At 67.4% G+C, this 620-nt stretch carries 1 protein-coding gene; it reads left to right on the top strand.

Annotated elements, in window-relative coordinates; all coding sequences use genetic code 11:
- On the top strand, window positions 1-620 hold a 620-nt coding region (locus RND78_RS27885; protein ID WP_312733464.1), incomplete at both ends, for a hypothetical protein.

Genomic DNA, 620 nt, shown 5'->3' with positions numbered 1-620 from the left:
GGGCGAATTCAAGCAGCAGGGTGGTCGCCTGATCGGCGAAGCCGCCATCGGCCTGGACCTGGGGCGTGCCGGCGGTACGGGCAACCTGGACAACACCGGCGGCCTCATCACCACCACCGGCCTCCTCAGCTTCGCTCGCCTCAAGGATGTCACCAACACTGCCGGCGAGATCGGCAGCAGCCAAACCTTCACCCTGATTGCCCAGGGGCTGGACAACACCCGCGGCAAACTCATCAGCCAGGGCCTGCTCAAGGTCCAGGCCAGCACCCTGACCAACAATGGCGGTCTGCTCTCCGGCTGGCAGGGCCTCACCGTCACCGGCGGCACCCTGAGCAACCGCCAGAGCGGCACCCTGTCCAGCAAGGCAGGGGACCTCACCGCCACCCTGACCGGCACCCTGGACAACGGCGACAACGGTGCCCTGGTGAGCCAAAAGGCGCTGACCGTCACCGCGGCCAACCTGGCCAACACCGGTGGCGTGCTCTCCAGTGGCACCGCCCAAACCCTGACCGTGACCGGCACCCTGCAGAACGACGCCCTGCAGAACGGCCCCAAAGGCCTGATTGATGCCGGCACCACCCTGAGCATCAGCGCCGGCCACTTTGCCAACACCGGCGGTA

Source organism: Pseudomonas oryzihabitans (assembly GCF_032027545.1).
Classification (GTDB): Bacteria; Pseudomonadota; Gammaproteobacteria; order Pseudomonadales; family Pseudomonadaceae; genus Chryseomonas; species Chryseomonas oryzihabitans_F.
Note: the sequence above shows the minus strand (reverse complement) of the source record. Positions and strands in the feature narration are given on the sequence as shown.